Origin of the sequence: Arthrobacter sp. 1088 (assembly GCF_031455315.1) — a bacterium.
Classification (GTDB): Bacteria; Actinomycetota; Actinomycetes; order Actinomycetales; family Micrococcaceae; genus Arthrobacter.
Genome location: NZ_JAVDSM010000005.1, coordinates 193,613 through 213,527, shown reverse-complemented (window position 1 = coordinate 213,527; position 19,915 = coordinate 193,613). Strand labels below are relative to the sequence as shown.

22 protein-coding genes and 1 pseudogene are annotated in these 19,915 nt (G+C 61.8%); 10 read left to right on the top strand and 13 right to left on the bottom strand.

All coding sequences use genetic code 11. The annotated features are described in order from the left end of the window. Positions 1-274: 274 nt before the first annotated feature. From J2Y41_RS09710 to J2Y41_RS09700, 3 genes are all read right to left on the bottom strand, one after another. Positions 275-775, bottom strand: a complete 501-nt coding sequence (locus J2Y41_RS09710) for a hypothetical protein (RefSeq protein ID WP_309928243.1) — start codon at positions 773-775, stop codon at positions 275-277. Between the two features lie 2 nt (positions 776-777). Beyond that, complete coding sequence (locus J2Y41_RS09705) at positions 778-1,338, bottom strand: hypothetical protein (RefSeq protein WP_309928242.1); 561 nt, start codon at positions 1,336-1,338, stop codon at positions 778-780. Positions 1,339-1,463: 125 nt separating this feature from the next. Continuing rightward, positions 1,464-1,928, bottom strand: a complete 465-nt coding sequence (locus J2Y41_RS09700; RefSeq protein WP_309928241.1) for a phage tail protein — start codon at positions 1,926-1,928, stop codon at positions 1,464-1,466. A gap of 177 nt (positions 1,929-2,105) precedes the next feature. Here J2Y41_RS09700 and J2Y41_RS09695 point away from each other — a divergent pair, with 177 nt between their 5' ends. Next, on the top strand, positions 2,106-3,002 hold the full coding sequence (locus tag J2Y41_RS09695; protein ID WP_309928239.1) for a helix-turn-helix transcriptional regulator: 897 nt from the start codon (positions 2,106-2,108) through the stop codon (positions 3,000-3,002). Here the strand turns inward: J2Y41_RS09695 and J2Y41_RS09690 are convergent. After that, positions 2,966-4,186: an MFS transporter gene (locus tag J2Y41_RS09690; RefSeq protein ID WP_224093066.1), complete on the bottom strand. Its 1,221-nt coding sequence runs from the start codon at positions 4,184-4,186 to the stop codon at positions 2,966-2,968. The genes J2Y41_RS09695 and J2Y41_RS09690 overlap by 37 nt on opposite strands. A gap of 271 nt (positions 4,187-4,457) precedes the next feature. Between J2Y41_RS09690 and J2Y41_RS09685 the strand changes: the two are divergent. Together J2Y41_RS09685 and J2Y41_RS09680 are read left to right on the top strand one after the other, a co-directional pair. Then, positions 4,458-5,108 (top strand): annotated as a pseudogene (locus J2Y41_RS09685) (DUF2382 domain-containing protein); the annotation flags it as partial. 162 nt (positions 5,109-5,270) lie between these two features. After that, positions 5,271-5,492: a hypothetical protein gene (locus J2Y41_RS09680; RefSeq protein ID WP_224093068.1), complete on the top strand. Its 222-nt coding sequence runs from the start codon at positions 5,271-5,273 to the stop codon at positions 5,490-5,492. A 12-nt stretch (positions 5,493-5,504) separates the two neighbouring features. On the opposite strand, the gene J2Y41_RS09675 is transcribed toward J2Y41_RS09680, so the two are convergent. Both J2Y41_RS09675 and J2Y41_RS09670 read right to left on the bottom strand, forming a co-directional pair. After that, the gene (locus J2Y41_RS09675) at positions 5,505-7,421 is read right to left on the bottom strand and encodes a glycoside hydrolase family 15 protein (RefSeq protein ID WP_224093070.1); all 1,917 of its coding nucleotides are present in this window, start codon (positions 7,419-7,421) and stop codon (positions 5,505-5,507) included. Positions 7,422-7,504: 83 nt separating this feature from the next. After that, complete coding sequence (locus J2Y41_RS09670; RefSeq protein ID WP_309928238.1) at positions 7,505-8,182, bottom strand: TetR/AcrR family transcriptional regulator C-terminal domain-containing protein; 678 nt, start codon at positions 8,180-8,182, stop codon at positions 7,505-7,507. A 94-nt stretch (positions 8,183-8,276) separates the two neighbouring features. On the opposite strand from J2Y41_RS09670, the gene J2Y41_RS09665 reads away from it, so the two are divergent. The 3 genes from J2Y41_RS09665 to J2Y41_RS09655 all read left to right on the top strand — a co-directional run bounded on the left by J2Y41_RS09665 (position 8,277) and on the right by J2Y41_RS09655 (position 10,783). Continuing rightward, positions 8,277-9,335 carry an NAD(P)-dependent alcohol dehydrogenase gene (locus J2Y41_RS09665; RefSeq protein WP_309928237.1) on the top strand — a complete coding sequence of 353 codons (1,059 nt, stop codon included), beginning with the start codon at positions 8,277-8,279 and terminating at the stop codon, positions 9,333-9,335. Between the two features lie 153 nt (positions 9,336-9,488). Next, the gene (locus J2Y41_RS09660; protein WP_309928236.1) at positions 9,489-10,394 is read left to right on the top strand and encodes an SDR family oxidoreductase; all 906 of its coding nucleotides are present in this window, start codon (positions 9,489-9,491) and stop codon (positions 10,392-10,394) included. A 146-nt stretch (positions 10,395-10,540) separates the two neighbouring features. Continuing rightward, the gene (locus J2Y41_RS09655) at positions 10,541-10,783 is read left to right on the top strand and encodes a DUF6458 family protein (RefSeq protein WP_224093076.1); all 243 of its coding nucleotides are present in this window, start codon (positions 10,541-10,543) and stop codon (positions 10,781-10,783) included. Positions 10,784-10,786: 3 nt separating this feature from the next. Here the strand turns inward: J2Y41_RS09655 and J2Y41_RS09650 are convergent, their stop codons facing one another. Beyond that, on the bottom strand, positions 10,787-11,398 hold the full coding sequence (locus tag J2Y41_RS09650; RefSeq protein WP_309928235.1) for a glyoxalase: 612 nt from the start codon (positions 11,396-11,398) through the stop codon (positions 10,787-10,789). 57 nt (positions 11,399-11,455) lie between these two features. Between J2Y41_RS09650 and J2Y41_RS09645 the strand changes: the two genes are divergently transcribed. After that, the gene (locus J2Y41_RS09645; protein ID WP_309928233.1) at positions 11,456-11,740 is read left to right on the top strand and encodes a hypothetical protein; all 285 of its coding nucleotides are present in this window, start codon (positions 11,456-11,458) and stop codon (positions 11,738-11,740) included. Positions 11,741-11,761: 21 nt separating this feature from the next. On the opposite strand, the gene J2Y41_RS09640 is transcribed toward J2Y41_RS09645, so the two are convergent. Both J2Y41_RS09640 and J2Y41_RS09635 read right to left on the bottom strand, forming a co-directional pair. Further along, entirely contained in the window at positions 11,762-12,004 is a 243-nt protein-coding gene (locus J2Y41_RS09640; protein WP_224165752.1) for a hypothetical protein, read from the bottom strand. A 110-nt stretch (positions 12,005-12,114) separates the two neighbouring features. Next, a complete protein-coding gene (locus J2Y41_RS09635; RefSeq protein WP_309928232.1) occupies positions 12,115-12,708 on the bottom strand; it encodes a histidine phosphatase family protein in 594 nt (197 codons plus the stop codon). 315 nt (positions 12,709-13,023) lie between these two features. On the opposite strand from J2Y41_RS09635, the gene J2Y41_RS09630 reads away from it, so the two are divergent. Then, entirely contained in the window at positions 13,024-14,388 is a 1,365-nt protein-coding gene (locus J2Y41_RS09630) for a protein kinase domain-containing protein (RefSeq protein WP_309928231.1), read from the top strand. 73 nt (positions 14,389-14,461) lie between these two features. Here the strand turns inward: J2Y41_RS09630 and J2Y41_RS09625 are convergent, their stop codons facing one another. Continuing rightward, positions 14,462-15,682 carry a GAF domain-containing sensor histidine kinase gene (locus tag J2Y41_RS09625; protein ID WP_309928229.1) on the bottom strand — a complete coding sequence of 407 codons (1,221 nt, stop codon included), beginning with the start codon at positions 15,680-15,682 and terminating at the stop codon, positions 14,462-14,464. Positions 15,683-15,814: 132 nt separating this feature from the next. Between J2Y41_RS09625 and J2Y41_RS09620 the strand changes: the two genes are divergently transcribed. After that, a complete protein-coding gene (locus tag J2Y41_RS09620; RefSeq protein WP_309928228.1) occupies positions 15,815-17,212 on the top strand; it encodes an MFS transporter in 1,398 nt (465 codons plus the stop codon). Between the two features lie 9 nt (positions 17,213-17,221). Here J2Y41_RS09620 and J2Y41_RS09615 read toward each other — a convergent pair whose 3' ends face one another. Beyond that, positions 17,222-18,469 carry an NAD(P)/FAD-dependent oxidoreductase gene (locus J2Y41_RS09615; RefSeq protein WP_309928226.1) on the bottom strand — a complete coding sequence of 416 codons (1,248 nt, stop codon included), beginning with the start codon at positions 18,467-18,469 and terminating at the stop codon, positions 17,222-17,224. A gap of 108 nt (positions 18,470-18,577) precedes the next feature. On the opposite strand from J2Y41_RS09615, the gene J2Y41_RS09610 reads away from it, so the two are divergent. After that, positions 18,578-19,051 carry a MarR family transcriptional regulator gene (locus tag J2Y41_RS09610; RefSeq protein WP_309928225.1) on the top strand — a complete coding sequence of 158 codons (474 nt, stop codon included), beginning with the start codon at positions 18,578-18,580 and terminating at the stop codon, positions 19,049-19,051. 9 nt (positions 19,052-19,060) lie between these two features. On the opposite strand, the gene J2Y41_RS09605 is transcribed toward J2Y41_RS09610, so the two are convergent. Both J2Y41_RS09605 and J2Y41_RS09600 read right to left on the bottom strand, forming a co-directional pair. Continuing rightward, the gene (locus J2Y41_RS09605; RefSeq protein WP_309928224.1) at positions 19,061-19,561 is read right to left on the bottom strand and encodes an isoprenylcysteine carboxylmethyltransferase family protein; all 501 of its coding nucleotides are present in this window, start codon (positions 19,559-19,561) and stop codon (positions 19,061-19,063) included. Between the two features lie 39 nt (positions 19,562-19,600). Further along, positions 19,601-19,885 carry a hypothetical protein gene (locus tag J2Y41_RS09600; RefSeq protein WP_224093099.1) on the bottom strand — a complete coding sequence of 95 codons (285 nt, stop codon included), beginning with the start codon at positions 19,883-19,885 and terminating at the stop codon, positions 19,601-19,603. Positions 19,886-19,915: the final 30 nt, after the last annotated feature.

The window sequence follows — 19,915 nt, the reverse complement described above, 5'->3', positions numbered from 1 at the left end:
GTGCCGCTGCCCTTGGGTGTCACAAGCTTCCCAACCGTTTCCAGGCATCAACCATGTGTTCAGAATCAGAGATTTAGGGCCCACAGATCGCGCCGGGGCGTGGATTGCCAGGAGAACAGACTGACCCGCTCGGACATGTGCCGTTCAGCACTGAACCGGTCTTCTTCTGAAGCCGAATTGGGGACCCCAAATCCAGACCACTACAGCGTCAAAACACCGTTGTCCTACTAGCCTCGTTTCAGTCCCCAAGAGCCGGCGAAGGCCAGCCCAACCGTCATCCGTACAACGCCGCCTCAAGCAGCCGGTCAAAGCTTGCAGTTCCACTGCTCACCGGGGCAACGGTGATGACCGCGAGGAGTTTCTCGGAGCCATCTTCCTTGGCACTTGCAACCCTTTTCACGTGCAGCCGCAAACCGGGAACCCCATTGATCAGCAGTGGAAGTTGCTCACCGCTCTTGATCAATTTCCGTAGCTGCTTTGTGGAGATCTTGTCGTCGGGGCTGCCTGTCAGCTCCGTGAGGGTGTCGTTGATCCGTTTTGCCAAGCCACGCACCAGGTTCCTCTGGGCGACGACGGTGGGAATAGTAAGTATCGCGGCGAACACGGCAATGAAGATCGACGCCGGGACAGCGTTTCTCAGGGCAGGCATGAAGATCATCAGGATCAGCCACAGGATCACGGCAAGGATGCTGAAAGTGACGAATTTGATAATGGGTTTGTCGCCGGGTTTCCTCATCCAGCGCACGATTTCAACAGCGTCCGGCGCGTTTTCCATGGTCAGGATCCCTTCACTTCGAGGAGTGCTTCGGCCAGAATTACTGCCTCGCGTGCTTCCCTAAGGTCGTTCCGCAATCCCACATCGGGGATCTTCGCGGCGCCACTGCCGGTACCCGCAAGCTCGTAGAGGGCCCTGCCCAGGTTTTCGCGGTCCCGTGACAACCTCCGGGACGTTTCCAGTTTGGCCCTGATGACTTCAAGTTCGAGGAGCGAGCGGCCTACGGCGTCTCGTTGTCCTTGCTTGAGCGACAGTTTCTCCGTGAGCCGCAGGACCTGTTCACTGTGCATTGACCTCATCTGAACGGCAGTTCGTTGGAGCTCATGAAGGGCAGCCGACGTCTGGGGCTCGCCGGAGTGCCGGTCTAGTTCCTTATCGACGCGGACCAGTCTCCGTTCCCAGCCTCGAAGGGCCCGTTGATACCGTCCCAAGAGCAGCGAGATCGCCGACAGTGCCTTGTCAAGGGCCCTCGCCCGGGTGGTCAGGCTTGTGGTTGCCGCGTCCAACCTTGCGAGGAATGCGGCGTAATTGTCCGGGGAAGGAACCTTGTTATGGGGATCCACGTGTCACCCGCGCCCGATGCTCTTGCAACCGGGTTTGGTGCGGCACAACGCTCCCCAAACGCCCATGTCAAGAGAATAGAGGGTCCCGGCGCGTTTGGGATAGGGCATGTAGTCAGAGCCAGCGGTCAGTATTGACCCTTGATCACGAAGTACGATCCCCGGATTACACCTGCCAGCTTGGACTTCTGACGGGCGAATTTGAAGCGCGGTTCCAGTTCTTCGGGAACATCCATGCCCTCGGCGAGCTTGAAACCAACCGCCCGCTTCCCGCCTTCCTCGATGCTGTACATGACGTTGATGGAAAGCCCGGACTCGTAGAACACGTAATCCATCCGTAGGCCGTCCACTTCGAAGGCCGTCGCCTCAAGGGGGCGGGATTCAATGACGATGTCGCGCTCTTCCTTCAGGATCCGGCTCACCCGCTCCACGACTTCCGGCACCTCACTTGCGGGACTCACGGTGAAGTCATGGTCGTATTTGTTCTTGTAATAGCGGGCCTCATTCGCGCGCAGTCCTGCGAGGGCCGCGGCAACCGGAGAAGACTCCAGGCCCTCGGTAGAAACGTTCTTGAAGTCAACGATGTACGGCAATTGCTCTCCTCGTCAGATGTCTTGGACCAACCCTAACGTTCCACACTGACACGGCCATGTGGGGCGCGGAATTGGGTGTGGAAAACGCACGACGGCGGGAGGTCGCCGTCGTGCGTTAACGAAGCAGGTATCGGGAGGGACTCCCTCCTGATACCTGCTTGGCCTAGCGTTGAGGCTATGGATAATCGAGCCGAGGTCCGCGAATTCCTGATCTCACGCCGTGCCCATGTTGCCCCTGAGCGGGTTGGACTGCCCGCCGGGACCAATCGGCGGGTGAAAGGCCTGCGGCGTAGTGAAGTGGCCACGCTTGCCGGGTTGAGCGTGGAGTATTACACCCGCCTTGAGCGTGGCGCGATCAGCGGAGCCTCCCCTCAAGTTCTTGAGAGCATCGCCAGGGCGTTGTGCTTGGACGACGCCGAGCGCGCCCATCTGTTCGACCTCGCCCACGCGGCCAGTCCGGTGGCCCGTCCGCCCAGGCGGCGCAACTCCAAGTCCTACGTTCCGCATCAAAGCCTGCAATGGGCGCTGGATGCTGTCACTGCCGGCCCGGCGTTCGTTCGCAACGGCCGGATGGATCTGTTGGCGGTTAATCCCTTGGCGCGGGCGTTCTACAAGGATTGCGACGACATGCCCGGCCAGCCGCCGAACATAGCGCGCTACACGTTTTTGGATGAACGCGCCCATGATTTTTATCCGGATTGGAATGCGTTCGCCGAGGTGACTGTGTCCATCCTGCGGACCGAAGCCGGTCGCGATCCGCACAACAAGGAACTTCATGACCTCATTGGTGAGTTGGGTACCCGCAGTGATGAGTTCCGGAAACGCTGGGGTGCTCATAACGTCCGCCACCACGGGACGGGTTTCAAGACGTTTAATCACCCAGTTGTGGGTGAGTTGACGCTCGCTTACGAGGGTTTGGAAATGGCCGCTGAGCCGGGCTTGACCCTGACGATCTACAGTGCGGAACCGGGGTCGCCTTCGGCGGAGCGCCTGCAGCTCCTCGCCTCGTGGGCTGCCAGCGAATATGGCACGGCAGCTCAGGCTGAGCCGGAGAGGGCTGCCTCGGACGGCTGAGGTGACCGTTCTTTCCGCCACAAGATGGTGAGCGGGAGAAAATACAGTGCCGCGATGCAGGTACCCACCAGCACGGGGCCAGTGGCCCCGAGAGCTGACTCGAGTGCGAAGCCTGCGATCCACGAACCCACTGCTGTGCCGAGGTTGAACGAAGACGTGCTGAGGGCCGAGGCGAGCGTGGGTGCATGGTGGGCATATCCGACTGCTTTGCCTATGAGGATGGGGTTGGTTGCCATGCCGAACAGGCCCAGCAAGAAGATGAGGATCACGGTCAGCACGGCGTTGCGTGAGAGCAGGCAGAGAGCCCCGAGCACCAGGAACGTCATTGCTGCCGAGACGAAAAGTGCCGTGAAGGGACGGTGTGCGCCAAAATGGCCACCGAGGTTGGAACCGATGAACGCTCCAACGCCATAGCCCACCAACACCAGCGGAATTGCCGCTGCCCCCATCCCTGTGTTCTGTGTGAGGAGCGGTGAGATGAAGCTGTAGGCCGCCAGGGATGATCCACACACGATTGCGCAACCCAAAAGAACAAGCCACACCCGGGCGTCACGCATGCTGGCGATCTCGGCCCGAACTGAGGGGACGCGGCCCGAGGCAGGTTCGACGCCGACCAAACGGTAAACGACCAACGCCGCCATGAGTGCCAGGGCACTGAGGATCCAGAACGGGCCTCGCCAACCGATCGACTGGCCGGCAAACGCCCCCAACGGAACACCGATCACGTTGGCCAGCATGCCGCCGCCCAAAACCACGCCTAAAGCACGGGAGGCTGAAGCGGCGCCGGCCGCCTTCGCCCCCACGACGGCGGCGACGGCCCAGAAGGCTCCAGTGGCCAGAGCGGTCAGGAACCGGGCTCCGAGTATCAGCGCGAAGTCGGTGGTGAGGGCGACGATGACGTGGCCAACGGCGAAAACCACCAACGCGAGGCTGAGGGTGAGGCGTCGCGGCATCCTGAGGGTGAGAATCGACATCGTGGGCGTTCCAACGATCATGCCGACCGCGAAGACGGTAATCATCAACGCGGCATTTCCTACCGTGATACCCAGGTCCTGGGCGATCTCCGGGAGGATCCCGGCCACCACGAATTCTGTGGTGCCCATAAGGAACACGCCCGCGGCGAGCACATAGGTAACAAGCGGCAGGCGACGGGCTGTTGGTGCCCGCAAAGTATCAGTGGTCACGGTTCCAGACCATCATGGGCATTCAGCCTGAGGGAGTCCCGGTTGATGGGGGTTCCCGGAGGGACTCTCTTCGGCAACCGGAAAAGTCCTCGCTCAAGGGCTTCGAATCTTCGATTAGGTCTTGCCAAGAAAATAGTAAGCATGCTTATGTATTTCTGTTCCGTGAAGTCAGCGGGTTGAATCAATTCCCCGTCCTGATTCCGGAATCTACGCCTGGTGATGCAGGCCGCCGGGCACTAAAGGCAAGACAATCACATTCCAAGGAGACATCATGCTCGCCAGGGAGAACATTGACCGTCTGATGGGCCTCAACGGAAACGTTCGGACCACGGAGGGGGACAAGGTTGGGTCAATCGGAACGTTCTACACCGATGACGACACGGGGGAGCCAACATGGGTAACAGTCAAAACCGGTCTTTTCGGTACTTCTGAATCATTCATTCCCTTGGAGGGGGCCACCCTTGAGGGCGACGACGTCGTTGTTCCCTACAGCAAGGATCACATCAAGGACGCTCCCCGCGTGGCCGAAGATGGGCACCTCGATCCCAGTGAAGAAGAGCGGCTCTACAACCACTACAGCATCCAGGACCGGGGTGCCTTCGAGGGTCGGCGTGACTACCCGGACCCCAGCGCCGGAATGGAAACAGACGCCGGAATGGAAACAGGCGCCGGAATGGGCACAAGGGCCGGGGTGGACGCCGTCGGCGGCATGGACGTCGACACGACTGGCACGGGACGCGCGGGCGAGGATGCCATGACCCGTTCTGAAGAGCGGCTCAACGTCGGGACTGAAAGGGCAGCGACCGGACGGGCGCGCCTTCGCAAGTACATCACCACCGAAAACGTGACTACCGTGCCGGTCGAGCGTGAGGAAGTCCGCAAGGAGAACATCGAAACTGAAGGCACGCGCGATACCCGCCGCTGAAGCCTGCCAGCTGCCGCGCAACTAAGTGGTGAAAACGCCCGACGGCGGGAGGCCGCCGTCGGGCCCTGTACGGCCGGCCGGTCCTTTGTCCGGCCAGCCGGGCCCTTCTCCAGACAGCCGGTCCTACCGCAGAAGCCCAGGCGATGGGACGATTTCCTTATGGGCGATGAAGAGAAGAAGGGCCCGGGCGTGCCCTCAGGCACTGGGTCAGAGGAACGCGATCAGTGGCAGGATACCGATGCGGGATCTCCGACCACACAGCAGATGAGGACTATCGGCCAGCGTCGGCGGGAGGCCGAGCGCAAGCTCGATCAACACCTGGAGGAAGCGAAGCACAAGGCTGAAGCCCCGGATCCGGACGATCAAAAAACGGAATCGTAACTGCAGCGCTTTTCAGCGGCTGGTTTCGGGGCGCTTTTTTGGTGCCTGACGGTCGGTGCCCGGGCCGCTTTCGGAGATGGCCTGTTGCGGGAGCTGGTCGGTACCTTGCTCCGGGTGTTTCGGCCTACGCAGCGGCGTGTCACTGCCGTGGGCTTCGCCGTGATGGAGTTGCAAGGCGCAGTGGATCAGTGGAAAGTGGCTGAACGCTTGTGGCGTGTTTCCGAGTTGCCGCTCGGTTCTGGGATCCCATTCCTCGCTCAGCAGCCCAACATCGTTTCGGAGCGTCAACAGCCTCTCGAACAATGCGGTTGCCTGGCCGGCATGGCCAAGGCCCAGTAGCGCATCCACCAGCCAGAACGAGCATGCAAGGAACACTCCCTCGTCGCCGGGAAGGCCGTCGTGGCCGGACTCGGTTCGGTAGCGCAGCACCAGTCCATCTTCGGTGAGGCCTTCCTGAATGGCTTTCACCGTTCCCGCAACGCGGGGGTGGCGGTGCCCCAGGAAGCCAAGGCGGGGGATCAAGAGCAGGCTGGCGTCCAGTTCCTTACTTCCGTAGGACTGCACAAAGCTGTTGAGCCCTTCATCGAATCCTTTCGTCATTACCTCTGAATGGATATGCGTGCGCAGCGCCGCCCAACGGTCTCCGGGGCCGGGTAATCCTGAGGTTTTTACGGCCTTGACCATGCGATCAGCAGCTACCCATGCCATGACTTTGGAATGGGTGAAATGCCTGCGGGGGCCGCGCATCTCCCACAGCCCGTTGTCCGGTTGGTCCCAAGCCCCTTCCAGGTACTCCATCAACGCCACTTGAATGTCCCACGACGTGTCCACGGTGCCCGGCGGGGAAGCTGCCCTGGTCAGCGAGAGCCCATCCAAGACCTCGCCCCAAACGTCCAATTGCAGCTGGGGGGCCGCGGCGTTCCCGGTTCGGACTGGCTGGGAATTTTCGTAGCCCGAAAGCCACGGGATCTCAGCCTCCGGCAGTCTGCGGGCGCCGTCCAGGCCGTAGACGATCTGCAGCTCTGACGGATCACCCGCGACAGCGCGGAGCAGCCATTCCCGCCAGGCTGCTGCTTCTTCCGTATATCCGGCGGCAAGCAACGACTGCAGGGTCAGTGTTGCATCGCGCAGCCAGCAGTAGCGGTAGTCCCAATTGCGGGAACCGCCCAGCTGCTCGGGAAGGGACGTTGTGGCAGCCGCAACGATGCCTCCCGTTGGGGCATACGTCAGGGCTTTGAGGGTGATGAGGGATCGCTCCACCGGTTCCTTGTACTTGCCCTCCATCTCGCTTTGGTCAATCCACTCGCGCCAGAAGGATTCCGTGGCGTGAAATGCTTTGGCCGCATCGATTCGCCGGGGCTCCGGTTCATGGCTTGGTGCCCAGCGAAGCACGAAGGGGATACGTTCCCCGGCGCGGACTGTGAACTCACTGATCGTGCGCCTGTCCACGCCCTTGAGTGGAGCGGGCGTCGTGAGGTAGGCGGAATCGGGCCCCGCCACGGCGCTGATTCCGTGCTTGTTGTGGCGCACCCACGGCACCACGCGACCGTAGTCGAAACGGAGAATCAGCTCCCCACGCATGGCTACCTCGCCGGACAGGCCTTCCACGATCCGTACGAGGTCTACAGCGTCATCGCGGACGGGCATGAAGTCGGTGACACGGACCGCACCGCCGTCCACTTCCCATTCCGTTTCCAGGATCAGGGTGTCCGGACGGTAGCGCCGCCGCGTACAGTTTCCGTCGTTCCGCGCCCCTGCCTCTGTGGGCGCGAGGATCCATCGGCCAGCTTCAGGGGTATGCAGTAAGGCGGCGAAGCAGGCCGGGGAGTCGAAGCGGGGCAGGCACATCCAGTCGATGGATCCGTCGCGTGCCACCAGGGCGGCTGTATTCAAGTCCCCGATGATCGCATAGTCCTCAATTCTGGCCATGGCATCAGATCCTTAAAATCAGACGGCGTCGAGTATGCCCTGACCGTACCCTTTTGCCTCACGCACCTCAACGGATGCGGCGGTTATTCGGCTGCTGCGCCGGCATCGTCCATCAGGCGGTCCAGGCCGTCAAGAATCAGGTTCAGTCCGAAGTCGAATTCGTCGCCGAAGTCGTAGCCGGGTTTGAGGACATGCTCGACGGCGATCTCCACCATGCGCGGGTACTCCCCGGTAGAGAACCGCTCCATGATGGGCGTGGTGATTTCGGCTGCGGTATCCCGTCCTTCAAAGGGCAATGCTGCCTCCTGGAGGGCGAAACCGTAGATGTAACTGTCCAGCGCCGCGTATGCGTGGGCCGTCAGTTGGACCGAAAATCCTGCTGCCCGCAAGGTGGCCAGCGTCGCCTCATGGTGTCGGAGCGTTGCGGGCCCAGGGGCGGAGCGGCTTTCCAGCAATCCAACCGCCCATGGATGCCGGGTGAGGGCTGCGCGCATCGCGTGTGCCCGATCGTGCATTTCCTCCCGCCAGTTACCGGAAGGCAAGGGCAACGGAACTTCACTGAACACCATGTCCACGATGCCGTCCAGGATTTCGTCCTTGTTGGCCACGTAGTAGTAGAGGGACATCGGCTTGGTGCCCATGCTTTGCGCCAGGGAGCGGATGGTCAGCGACGATATGCCCGACTCGTCCGCGAGTTCCACAGCGCATGTGAGAACCCTTTCGCGGCTAAGGGGAAGGCGCTCAGGGCGTACGGCGGACACTGGATCTCCTTTGGGTGTTCCGTTTTAGTACATTGTACGGTAGCGTCGTTAGTACAGCGTACGAAAAATAGCTGAACTCCTGAAAGGAACGGCCATGACCACTGGTCAGCAAGCCAAGGAATCGTCTGCGTCCAATGTGGCGCCCACCCCGGAAGTCACCATGCGGGCGGTCGTCCAGGATGCCTACGGCTCCGCCGACGTCCTTCGCTTGGCCCGGATCCCCAAGCCGGAGATAGCGGACAACGAGGTGCTGGTCCGGGTCCGCGCCGCAGGGCTGGACCGCGGGACCTGGCACATCATGACAGGGAAGCCTTACGCCCTGCGCCTGGCCTTTGGGTTCCGGCGCCCCAGGAATCCCGTACCCGGGCTCGACCTCGCCGGGATCATTGAAGCCGTGGGGCCTGGCGTAACCCGTTTCGCGGTCGGGGATCACGTTTTCGGCGTGGGGAAGGGCTCCTTCGCTGAGTATGCCGTCGCGGGGGAGGGTCACCTCGCCCTCAAGCCGGCAAACATCAGCTTCGAGCAAGCCGCAGTGGTCCCCGTTTCAGCCTGCACCGCGCTTCAGGCTCTACGTGCAGGTGGGATGGATGTCGGGACGCCGGCAGGGCAAACCTCGAAGGGGCTCAAAGTGCTGATCACTGGCGCCTCTGGCGAGGTTGGCGGCTACGCAGTGCAACTTGCCAAAGCCGCAGGAGCTGAAGTTACCGCGGTCTGCAGCGGCGGCAAGGCGGACCACGTGTTGTCCCTCGGCGCCGACCGCGTCATCGATTACATCAAACAGGATTTCGCGGACGGCTCTGAGCACTATGACGTCATCATCGATCTCGCCGGAAACCCCAACCTGAAGCGTCTTCGCCGGGCGCTCACCCACAGCGGGACGGCGGTCCTTACTGGAGGTGAAGAAGGTGGGCCGCTAACGGGTGGCATGGACAGGCAGTTCCGCGCACTGGCACTGTCCCCCTTCATCAGCCAAAAGCTGACCATGATCGTTGGTACTGAGCGTTCGGAAGACCTTGAGCACCTCGCCGGTCTCCTCCAAGCCGGAACCATCGTCCCGGCTATCGACCTGAGCTATCCCCTTGACCACGTTCCGGAAGCCATGCGTTACTTCGACGCCGGCAAAACACGCGGGAAGATCGCCATCACCATTTGACCGGATGGTCACCAAAGGGCTTGATCGGGGAGGGGTCAAACGCACGACGGCGGCAGGTCGCCGTCGTGCGTTTGCGTGAAGTCTGGAATCAGCGCCGCGAGGCATGCTACGACTGTTCCTGGGAGCGAACCCGGCGAGTCCAAGGAGCAAATCATGGCTGAAGAAAAGCCTGTCCTCGTGGTCGGTGCCACCGGCTACCTTGGCAGTCAGGTAGTTGATGCACTTCTCAAGCGCGGCAAAAGCGTCAGGGCGCTGGTCCGGGCAAAATCCGACGCCGGCAAGCTCGAAGCCAAAGGTGTCGAGGTAGTCCGTGGCGACATGCTTGACGTGGCGTCGTTGATCCATGCAATGACTGGTGTGGCCGGAGTTATTTCCACTGCTGCCGGGTATACACGGAACGACAAGAACGCAAATGCGATCGACACCTTTGGCCAGAGCAACCTGGCGGTGGCGGCCAAACAAACAGGTGTCCCGAGGTTTGTCCTCATCAGCATCCTCACCTGTGATCTGACACCCCAGGTGCCGCACTTTTGGCACAAGAAACAAGCCGAGGATACGTTCGAACAGCTGGGCGTGCCGTTCGTTGCGCTGCGTCCGGGCGCCTTCTTTGACCAGACCGCCGGGATGGGCGGCGACCCTCTGGCGAAAGGCCGCGTCATGTGGATCGGTTCCAAGGACACCCCACTGACCTTCGTCCTCACCAGCGACCTCGCTGGATACCTTGCCGATGCCGTGGATGCGGAGATAACCGATGGCGAACGCATCGACATCGGCTGGACCCGGCCCGTCAGCATGTCCGAGGCGGTGGATCTCCTGTCCAGGCACGGCGGGCCCGACGGCAAGGACGTCAAAATCATGGCCGTTCCAACGCCTGTGCTCAAGGGCCTGGGCAAAGTCACTGAACGCTTTGTACCGCTGATAAGCGACATGGCCAGCATGTCCGCCTGGTTCGAGACGGGCCGATATGTGGCCAACACGAGCCGGCAAGCCGAAGTTTTTGGTCCGCCGCCCACTCCGGAGGACGCCGTCGCCCGGTTTGCTGCAGGTTTCGGGCACTGATCCGCAGCCCACGTCGGGGCGGCCGGGAGGGGAACAATGGCGGGCACAATCTATCGCATGCCGCAAATTGGGAAGTATGCTTACGATATCGACGCAGTTCCGTGATCACCCGTTCGCGGGCCGGTCGGAAGTGAGAGGAGCACGACATGAGAATAGGTTCTTCCATAGCACTGATCGCCATTGGAGCGATTCTGGCCTTTGCGCTTGCCCCCGGGCTCATCCCCTTCGTGGACCAGGTCCTGATCGGCTACATCCTGATGGCTGTAGGCGTATTGGGCCTGATCATTTCCATCATCATGGCAAGCCGCACCCGGCGTACGGACCATATCGTGGAGCGTCGCGATGCTCCCGAAACCATCATCGACAGGCGTCCGCGACCCGAGGTTTAGCTCTCAGCCCAGCGGTGATTTCCAGGTGAAGCCGTCCGGGTCGGTGAAGGTGCCTGCATCGCCGCTGATGAGGAGGCGATGTGACCCCGTGCCGTCAGGTGATACCCCGGCGGTCTTAGCCAGCGCGCTGCGTTTATTGAGCGTCAGCTTGATGGTGCCGGTATCAAACTCGACGTACCGGTTTCCGAAACTCTTGGCCAAGGTGAGGCCCCGGTCGAGATAGAACTGCTTGCTGGCAGCCACATCCGCGACGCCCAGTTGGAGAACCATCGCATCAATGTGCGTATTGGCCGGACCACTGTCCTTCTTGGACGAGGAGGCGACTGTCCAGATGGTGCCGTCCGGAGCCTGGAGGACTCCGCCGTACCCCCACAGCGATTTGGCGGCCGGCTTGATGACCATCGCGCCGGCGTCGCGGGCGTTGTCCATAAGGCTGTTTACGCTGGCTGGCTGGGAGAGCACAAGCGACATCGTAAATCCACGAAAGCCCGTGGCCGGCGCCTCGGATGGACGCACCTGAACCCTGCCGCCCATGCTGAAAACGTCAGCGTAGAAGGCCTCCACCTGCTGTGTGGTGGGAGCGACCTCGATAACTATAGATTCGATGGCTGCCATGCAGTCATCCTAGTGAACAAACAGCGGTCACGGCTGAACACCACGTAGGCTGCTGGCATGGAGAAGTCATTCGATGTGGAACTCGTAAACCAGGATGAATACTTGGTGCGCTGGGAATCCGAAGGGCAGGCCGGGGAGTCCGTCTTCCGGATCACCCCTGAGTTCCTGACCGAGGCCGGGCTGGACGGCCAGGATGGGCAGATCATCACTGAAGAGACGGCCAACTTTCTGGCCGGGCACCAACCCGTGATCGACTTTCCCCAAACGGTGGATCTGGAAGAGATTGCCGCGGCCTACCCCGACTTCGTACAGCAACTGCGAAGCCGGGTTGAGGCCCGTTGACCCAACCCGGCGCCGGCTTGCTCAGCATTGGAACTGGACGTCGAACTCTTCCGGCTTCCGGCCGCTTGAGGCAGTTGCGGCGTCGAGCACAGTTTGTGCCGCCTCTTCCAGCCGGGAAACGTGGAGCACCAGCCCCGGTATTTGAATGACGCGAAGTTCAAACCAGCCGTCGGTGGCGAGAGTTACCCTTGCCGTCAGCGTGATTGCGTTGGCCCGGCAGGCTTCAGTGGTCACGAGTCGGGAGCCAACAAGTGTGAGAGCCAAGCTGACCTCCAGGGAAACCGGAGCGAATGGCGCCAACTGCTTGACCCTCTTGAGCATACAGAAACTGGCATGCGCAATGTCAATAAGATTCGCTGAATTTCGCGGTTGTGTCAGCTGTCCACGTCAGCCGTCAGCAACTCGCCGTTGAAGTACTCCAGCTTCCAGCCATCCGAGACATGGTGATGGGCGAGGTTCAGCACGGCATTGTGGACGCTATCAAGCGTGCGTCCAATCGCCCGGCTAAGCGTCAGTCGGATCAGGGTGCCGTGGGTTACCACCAGGACGCGCTGTCCTGAAAATTCCTGTGCCAGCTGTTCCAGGGCGTCAATGCCACGGCTGGCCGCATCGTCATCACTCTCGCCGCCGCGGAAACCACCCGGGATGCGGAGTGCTTCGAGCTCCGGGCCGGCTTGCAGGCCTTCGGCCGGTCCAAAGCTTCGCTCAATAAGCTCCGGAACCCGCCGGGCGACAGTAAGGCCCAGGCCCTCGGCGATCAGATCAGCGGTTTCTGCGGCACGGCTCAAGGGCGAGGAAACGATCGCGTCCCACTGGTAATTGGACAAAGTGGCGACGGCTTCACGTGCCTGTTCGCGGCCGACGTCGTTCAGTGGAATGTCGGTGGCCCCCTGCAACCGGCGCTCCGCGTTCCAGTCGGTCTGGCCATGGCGGACGAGGGCGAAGGTAGTAAGGGTCATGCCTTCCATTGTGCCTTCCGGCCGCCCGGGCCGCAGTTCCGTGCGTCACGTAAGGAAAACGTCCGACGCGAGGTCGCGTTTCCCTTCCGGGTCAATACTAAGTATCCTGATGACTTATCTGGTGAATTCCGGATGATGCTGTTTGACGCAGGACTGCTCAAGCCGTAGCGGTTTCGCCGAACAGGGCGGCCGCGCGGCTCTCGTGAAAGTTTGATCGGCGGCGTTGCCTGGTAGCAGCGGACACTGTTAGGGTCCGAGGCACGCAGGTGGGCCTGAAGGGCGTGACAATTCGTGGGCAACAAAGACGAGGCCGTGGAGTTCCACGTGACCGATTCCAGTGCGACTGCTATCGATGGCCGCTATCTGCTGGGACCTGTTTTGGGCCGGGGAGCCATGTCCACGGTGTACCGGGCCACGGATTTGCTCCTTGGCCGGGACGTGGCAATCAAGATCTTCCTCCCTGGCTCCGGCGACGACTCATTCAGGGCCCGCCAGGAAACCGAGATGCGGCTGCTGGCCGCCTTTGACCATCCAGGCTTGGTGGCAGCCTTCGATGCGGGCGTGGATACCCGCAATGAGGAAGAACGCGCCTACCTGGTCATGGAACTCGTAGAGGGTCGTGACCTGAAAGCCGTATTGTCCGATGGGCCTCTGACGCATGCCGAAACCACCCGCATCGGCGTGCGACTGGCTGGCGCCCTTGCCCAGGTGCATGCCCAGGGCGTCATTCACCGCGACATCAAGCCAGCGAATATCGTCGTCTCCGAGGGGACAGATGGAGCCGAATCTGTGAAGCTGGCAGATTTCGGAGTCGCCCTGGTCATGGACGATAACCGTCTCACCGCAACGGGCTTCACCGTCGGCACGGCGCAATACCTCAGCCCGGAGCAGGCACAAGGGCTGCACCTGACGCCCGCCAGCGACATCTACTCTTTGGGTTTGGTCCTCCTGGAGTGCCTCACTGGCAAGCCCGAATACCCTGGAACACCGGTAGAGACGGCCTCGGCACGCCTTCACCGGGCGCCGGAGATCCCGGAAGACCTACCCAATGGACTGCGTGGGCTCCTCCAGGCAATGACCGACATGGATCCAGGGCGACGCCCGACGGCGGGCGACGTTGAAGACGTCCTGTCCGGCCGGCGTCGAAAGCTGCCGCCTGTGGCAACGGCAACCCTGCCGGTAGTTCCAGCGGCGCCTGCCATCCCAGCGAAGCCGGCTTTGCCGTCGCGGCCGCCACAGGTGGTTACCTCAAGCCCCGGGCCCGCTGCTTCAGCCGCGGGAAGGCGTGTTTCCGCTACGGGTCCAAGGGCTTTTGGCAAGAAGGCCAAGGTGCTCGCCGGGCTGGTTGCGGCTGCCCTCGCCGTTCCGGTCGCTGTGGCGTTGCTCTTCAATGGCGTCTTTTCATCGGCACCTTCAGCCGAACCGACGCGGCAGACTGATCCCGGTGTCTCCGTCATTGAGTCCCAACCCAGCGGGCCAGCGACTCCCTTGGAAACGGCGCCAGCGGTGGCGCCTGCAGTCGAGGTGGTGGATGTGCAGGATCAGCAGCCCGTTCCGGCGCCCGCCGGTCAAGCCACGGTGCCCGCCCAGGATGGTACAGCCACCGATCCCCAGGATCTCGCGGACGCCAAGAGCGGCGGAAAGGGCGAGACCAAGCCTGAAAAAGGTAAGGGGAACGGCCGCGGCTAACGCCTGAGGAGGGAAGACGCACGACGGCGGCAGGTCGACGTCGAGCGTTTTCTTGCCTTGCGTGCTGCTATGGTCAGGCCGGAAAGCTCACTGCCACCGTGGTTCCGCCGCCGGCAGTTTCCGAGAGCGTGAGTTCGCCGCCGTGGGCCTTGGCAATGCTGCTGCAGGTGGCCAGTCCCAGGCCGGAGCCAGGCCCGTCGCCTTGGCGGCGCAGGCGCACCAACGGTTCCAGGACTTTGGCCCGATCCTCCGCGTTGATGCCCTTACCGTTGTCGGCCACGAAAATGGTGGCGCCGTGGTAATTGGAGACTCCACTGATCCGGACACGCAGGTCCCTTTCGGGGTTGCGGTAGTTCATGGCGTTGGACAGCAGGTTCTGCAGCAGAGTGCGCAGTTGGCCCTTGTCTGCCTGGAGGTTCAGGTCCTGCACTTCAAGGATGTCGTCCTCGATGCCGAGGTCCCTGGCCACCTCGCCCGCTGCCTCTTTAAGTGAGACCTGTTGCGGCTGGATGCCGCCGCCCACCCTCGAGTAGCTCAGGACGTCTTCCAGCATCCCCAACATGCGGCGGCCGCTTGCCCCGATGCGGCTCAGGTATTTGGCTGCCGCGCTGTCCGTTTGGACGTCCGGATCGTCCTCCACCAACTCCACGTAACCCAGGATGGTGGTGAGCGGAATCCGGAGATCGTGGCTGACGCGGCCCGCGAAACCAGCCAGCTTTGCGTTGCTCTCCCTCAACTCTGCATACGTGCGGTCCAGTTGGATTGTGCGGTGCTGCAGCTCCAACAGCTCCACCACCTGCTTGGCCAGGACTTCCAGCATGGCGACTTGCTCAGGCCGGATCTCTTTGGGCTTGTCAGAAAAGACGCACAAGGTGCCGGGAACGAATCCTGACTCTGTTTGCAACGGAACCGAAGCGTAGAACCGAACCCTGCCCAATTCACCGGTCACGAACGGGTTGTCAGCGGACCGCGGATCCAGCGAAGCGTCAGGGATAACGGTGATCTCGCGGGAGAGGAACACCTTGGCACACATGGAATCTTCGCGTGAGCACATGCCCGGTTCCACACCCCAGGCGCCAACTTGGTATTGGTATTCGGCGCTAATGATGTTGACTACCCCGAAAGGGGCGCCGCAAAGCTCAGTGGCAAGGCGCACGAGGTTCTGGAGGGCACTCATCACGGCGGCGTTGGGAAGCAGGGTGGAATCTTCTCCGGGGTCCAGGCCGTACTCCCGCAACTCCAGATCCCGGCTAACGTCGTCGGTGAAGGCGAGGTGGCCTTTTGCACCTTTCATCAAGAATTTCCCCCAGGCTTCTTTAGGATTCCCTGCCGATCCTACCCGGAGGTTGGCCGGGTTGGATTGTCACAAGGTTTGCGTTTGCGCCGGCCCTTATCTGCGGCAATTGCTGTCAGTACACTGGAACGCATGACCGAGCAGGAACCGGCTGGGGTTACTGAAGTTATCGACCTCTCCCTGCGCACTCCGGCACAGCGATCCCGGACCTTCATGGGGATCCTGGTGAACACCGCCCTGGCAAATATCACCACAAGTTATCTCTGGTTCGCCCTGACATTCTGGGTTTATCTCGAAACCCGCAACGTGATTGCGACGGGGGTCGTCGGGGGTGCCTACATGCTGCTGATTGCACTCTCCAGCATCAGCTTCGGCACGTTCGTGGACAGGTATCGGAAGCTTGCCGTGATGCGCTTCGCTGCCGGGTTCACCCTGGTGATGTTCGTGCTGTCAGGAGTGCTGTTTCTCCTCACCCCTACAAGTCTTCTGCTGGACTTGGCACAGCCATGGTTCTGGATTTTCACCCTGATCATCCTCGTGGGTGCCGTCGTTGAGAACTTGCGCAACATTGCCCTCTCCACCACCGTCACCATCCTCATTGAGCCTGATCGCCGGGCCAATGCAAATGGAATGGTGGGGATGGTGCAGGGTCTCATGTTCATTGTCACCTCCGTCCTCTCCGGACTGTCGGTGGGCCTGTTGGGCATGGGCTGGACCATTGTGGCCTCCCTGGTTTTTACCGCGCTGGCGTTCGCGCACCTGCTCACCTTGCGAATGCCCGAAGAGGTGCAAGCGGCAGCCACTGACGCACATGGCGGTTTCGACTTCCGCGGCTCGCTTGCCGCTGTGCTGGCTATCTCCGGGTTGTTCGCACTGATCGTGTTCTCCACGTTCAACAACTTCGTGGGCGGTGTGTACATGGCGTTGATGGATCCGTACGGATTGGAAATGTTCTCCGTTGAGATGTGGGGAACGTTCTTCGCCGTGGGTTCCACCGGCTTCCTCGTGGGTGGCGCGCTGGTAGGAAAGTTTGGGCTCGGCTCCAACCCCTTGCGAACCATGCTGATCGTTGTCGCCGTCATGGGATTCCTTGGTGCAGTGTTCACCCTGCGTGAATGGGCATGGCTGTACGTGGCTGGCATCTGGCTGTATTTGACCTTGGTTCCCATCGTGGAAGCGGCCGAGCAGACGGTTATCCAGCAGGTGGTTCCCCTGAACCGGCAAGGCAGGGTATTCGGATTCGCCATGGCGTTCGAGTCCGCCGCAGCGCCCATCACCGCTTTCCTCATCGCCCCGCTTGCCCAGTTCTGGATCATTCCGTACGCCCGCTCCGCAGAGGGCGCCGCCCAACTTGAACCACTATTGGGTCAGGGCACGTCCCGCGGGATCGCCCTCGTGTTCCTGATTGCCGGATTCATTCTCATTGCGGCGGCACTGATCGCATTCCTGACGCCCGTTTATCGGAGGGTCTCGGCGTCCTATATGGAGAAGGCAGCGGCCGGGGGAGCTGGCACAACTCCTTCCGGGTGAGTGAGGTGGTCATCTGTCGGCAAACCCGGGGACCGCATCCCAGTCGATGTGATGGCCGTACAGCCAGTCGAAGTTGTCCGCCGCCTTCCGGGCAAGTCCCCGGAAGATGGCACGCATGGCCAGGTCCTGGAGTACGCGGGTGAACTGGTTCCTGACCTTGGGTTGGGAATTCCGGCGGCCCCAGGCAACCACCGTCTCCGCACGGGGGCGGCGCTCCGCCTCGTAGTCCGCAAACCGGGCAGTGAGGCTGGCTTCTTTGTCGTCGCCAGTGGCCCCCCGAAGGGCGCGGCCCAGCGTGACGGCGTCCTCGATCGCCATCGATGCGCCCTGCCCGGAGGAAGGGGACGCAGCATGGGCGGCATCGCCCACCAGGACCATCCTGCCGCGGTACCAGCGGGGGACGCTGGGAAAATCGAACGTGGAATACGGCTTGATGATGTCTTCCGTGGCACGAATCAGGGCCGCCATCGGCGTCCGGTCTGCCTTTACCAAGCTTGTTAACCAAGCTCTGAGATCCTCCTGGCCGAGCAAAGACGGATCAGCACTGGAGCGCTGCAAGGGATTTGCGAACCACCAGACCCTGCCGTCGGGGCTGGGCATGAAGCAGTAGAAGCAGCGCTTGCCGAACACCATCTTCATGCGCCCCGGGGACACGCCCAGGTCCTCCTCCTTGAGCGCCAAAGTGGCGGTGTCGGCAGGAATGATGCCGCCCGTGTTGAGCAGCGGGATGGTGCGCGGTGCGGGCGAAGCGGGGTCGATCAGCGGCCGCACCGCCGAGCGCAGCCCGTCCGCCCCAACCAGCAGGTCGCCGTTGGCGGAGGTGCCGTCGTCGAAAACGGCCGTGACACCGTCGGGCCGTTCCTCCACCGCTGCCAGACGCTTGCCGTGCTCGATCCGGATCCCACGGCGGAGTGCTTCCTCCCGCAAGAGTGTGTACAGCTCCGAGCGGGTCATGGTCCGAGCCGTGGTGCCATCCGGGAGCGTGCCGCCGAAATCGAAATCGATCAGGTGGCAACCCGTGCTGCCCAGGTACATGGACATAAGGGGAGTGCTGAAGCCCAGTTGCGCGGCGTGCTCCTTGAGTCCCAGAGTGTCCAGGGCGTCGAAACCGTTGACGGCGAGGGTGAGGAAGGCGCCTACTCCGTCAGAAGGTCCATTGTGCGCTTCAAAAACGGTGGCGGAGTGGCCGGCTTTCTGGAGTGAGAGGGCCGTTGAAAGGCCGGCTACGCCCGATCCGATGACAAGACAGTTCAGCACGGGAGCTCCTTCTTTGGATTTATTTCGTTCGGTTAAAAGAAATATAATGGGCTAGCCCTGCCCGGTCAATCGTTTCGGACAAGCGAAAGACTTTGCTAGCCTCGGAGCATGACGAATCAGGGGCAACGCGAAGCTCTGCTGGAAGCTGTTTATGAGTCGGGCCGGGAGCTGTCCACTGCCGCGATCATGTTCCACACCGCGCTGTCTGAACTGCGTGGCCTTTCGGCGACGGAGGGCAAGGCCATCGATATCCTGCTGCGCCACGGACCTATGACGGCGGGTGAGTTCGGGGAACATTCAGGCCTGGCGCCCGCATCGGTCACCGGACTCATGCAGCGCCTCGAAAGCAAAGGCGTGGCCCGGCGGGTCAAGCATGGCGAGGACAAGCGGAAGGTCCTGATCGAGCTCGTAAGTGACCAGGTTGCTGCCGCGTCGCCCTATTTCACCGATTTCATGGCCGGGATGGCCGCGCTACTGGAAGGCTACAGCGACGACGAACTCCGGATCATCGCCGACTATTCAAGCAAGGCTGCCCGCGTCCAGCAGGAGGCGGCCGTTCGGCTGAGCCAGGGAGCTGGTTGAGGCGGTCCGTTACCCCCGCCAAGGCGTCAGCCGCGGCCACCACCCCGGAACGTTGCGCCGGTACTCGAGGTACTGCTCACCGTACGTGTCAGTGAGGGTCGGTTCCTCGTAACCCTTCACGAAAGTGACGACGGCGATGAGGGCTATCGCAGCATAGATCACGAGCCACCAACTGCCGAAGAGCAGCGCCTGGCCGAGGATGATTGTGAGCACCGCAAGGTACATGGGATTGCGCACGAATCGATAAACCCCGGTGACAACCAGCGTCCGGGTGGGCGCAACCGGCGCGGGCGTTCCCTGGTGAAGGGCGAACAGCGCGAAGGCGTGAAGCAGGAAGGCTACCCCCAGGGTGATCGCGATCCAGGCGACCGGCACCACCAGCCACGTGCCGCCGTCCCAGTCGTAAAGCCGCCATCCAGAGATGAGCCAGGGGATCAGACCCGCCACGATGCCAGGCGCGAGGAACAGGAAGACGATGGTCCCGATCCATGCGCGCGCTGACTGAGTCATGTCAGTCAGGTTAGTCCTCGGCTTGAGGGCTGACGTAGCTCACGCCGCCAGCCCGGCCCCCGCCAACGCCGGAACAGCATCGACCCGAACAGGCAACTCGTGGAGCATCGCGTAGCCCTGCAGTTGTTCAAGCGCATCCGGTTCGATCAAGGCACCAGTAAGGTCCATCTCGACGTCCCTGCCGTCGGCCAGGCTGTTGGTGCGTTGAACGATTGGATACAGCGCGTGGAGATTGGAGGTGGTCACATGACCTGTTGCTGCGATCTGGATCTGTGCTCCGTCAAGGTCGACTCGAACAACTACAGAGAGCTTCTCGCTGGTCAATATGCTGCCTTTCATCCGTTCGCTGCCACG